This is a genomic window from Hyella patelloides LEGE 07179 (genome assembly GCF_900659865.1).
In the GTDB taxonomy this organism is placed as follows: Bacteria; Cyanobacteriota; Cyanobacteriia; order Cyanobacteriales; family Xenococcaceae; genus Hyella; species Hyella patelloides.
Genome location: NZ_LR214409.1, coordinates 1 through 2,177, shown reverse-complemented (window position 1 = coordinate 2,177; position 2,177 = coordinate 1). Strand labels below are relative to the sequence as shown.

Annotated in this window: 1 protein-coding gene; it reads left to right on the top strand. The window is 39.3% G+C overall.

What is annotated here, in order from left to right; genetic code table 11:
• Positions 1-568: 568 nt before the first annotated feature.
• Positions 569-2,177: hypothetical protein (locus tag H1P_RS35300; RefSeq protein ID WP_144876442.1), on the top strand; the 1,609-nt coding region annotated here is incomplete at its 3' end.

Sequence of the window (2,177 nt, the reverse complement as noted above, 5' to 3'; positions counted from 1 at the left end):
CTTCTTAAACCAATTGTTTAACGGAGGATTCAAAAAGTAATTTAGATTACATTACCGTTGTTGAAACAGCAAAAAAACAGAATGCTTGATTATTTATTCATGTTTTGTAAAGTTATGTCACTAAATTACAGAATACTCGTAAAATAGCCCGAATTTAAGCAGTAACAATTGGCATACCATAATTAAAATGCCTAAAACCACTACAGAAATCTGCAAATTGTAAAAAATATTTGTGACTGACAAGGAATAAGTGCAAATAAAGTTCTACAATTCTCTTATCTGGGTAAAAGCTATCTAGGTGTAAAACCAAGAAAGCAGTTGATGACCGTCCAAAGTTTTCAACTGCTCTCCCCCAAACCCTCCGCCTTCTCTATTGAGATAGGTGGCACGGTTTTGTATTGAATTTTTTGATCCACATCCAAATTATGCCACAAAGAAAGGTTGAAAAGAAGTTTTTTCAAAGACGAGTCAGTAGAAGACTACAAAATATTGAGAGTCTAATTGCTCAAAGTCTTATCTTAGTTAAGTTACAAGGTTTCCAAATAAATATTACTGGAGGTGCGAAGTAATGCAGTCAACCATCTTCAACACTCCAGTAATCAAAATAGACAGTCTCAAAAATAAATTCGATACCCTTGTACTGTCTGGTTCTTTCATCACTCTTATTGGCGACTACATTGAGGCTCTTTTCTTACATCAACTTCATTATTGGAGTTTTTCTGAATATGGGGTAGTCATTGATGACACTCGTTGGATTTATAAACCCATACGAGAATGGAAGAATGAAGTATTTTCCTTTTTAACAGAATGGAAAATAAGAAAAGCGATCGCCTCTCTGCTAGAAAAAGGGCTGATCGAGCGAAAAAAACTCTACGTCAAACATCACGAAATTAAACACGATAATCCTTATTGGAATCCGAAAAATCAGACTTATTACTACAGCGTTAACTATGACAAGCTGCAAGAACTGATCGATCGAGTAGAAGGGAAGATAAAGGCTGAAGCAAGACCTGCTCATGGCGAACCAAGTTCGCCGAGCTTCCTTGCTGAAAGTACTGAAAACGTCCGTATTGAGAATTTCACAAAACTAAGTTCTGAGGAATTTCAAGATACTAAGTATTGTGAGTTGTCTCAAAACAATACAAAGAATACTTCCATAGAAAACAATTCCATAAATAAATCCCACCCTCACCTCCCTTGTGTGAGTAATACAAAAGAGAAAGAAAATAGCCAAGAAAAAAACTTTAGCAATCCCGAAGTATTACAGAATAAAGAAATTAATTCTTATGATTCAGCAGTTATCGAACAAGATACAAATGACGGTCGAGTTGAAGAAAAAATCAATAAGAATACTAGTACTAATAAAACAAATGTACAAGAACCCGTACAAGTAGAAGCTGCCGTACTGAAACCGAAGCCGAAGACACCAAAGGGAACTAAACCAAACCGCAAACGAAGAAACGAAGCACCTTGGGAAACTGAAGGGCAGTTTAAGCGGTTTTATCGGGCATTAATTCAAGCTTTACCCATCGTGGCTAATGCTCGTTCTGCACCAGGATTAGCCCAAGTAATTATCAAACAGCTTAGGTCGGGCATTCCTCACACCTACTGGGATGATTTTGCTGCGGGATTGCCCATTGGCACATCGGATAAACCTGAGTGGGAAGTAGAGCCTGGAGTCCCCTATCCTCAGTTCTTTGAATACTTAACCGAGAAAATCATCAAAGGAAATAACACCCAAACCAACGAGCAAGCCCGTAATGAGGTATTTCGGATATTAGATAAGCCCAGACAAGCTAAAGCCTTCTGGGGGCAATTTAAGCGCAGTGTGGTTAATATTTCCGAGCAGGTAGAACGCGATCGCGCTCTTGGTGTCAGCAATCCTAATACTCCTGTTTGGACAAGAGAAAGAATCGAACCATCTATCGAAGAAGCTGCTGCTGCTGGCGAAAAGATTATGGCTGTTAATGGTGCTACTAATCTGATTAGTCCAGGGGAAAGGTTAAAGGTTAAAGGAAAAAGGGAACAACAAGAGCCTTTTCTCCCTACTTCGACAAGCTTGGACAAGTCTGAAGAAGTCTCTCCATCATCAGACCCTTGGAGCGATCGCCCGACAGATACGGATTGCGATAAGCCTAACGGCATGGCTTCGCTACGCGATGAACGTCAGCCAACCA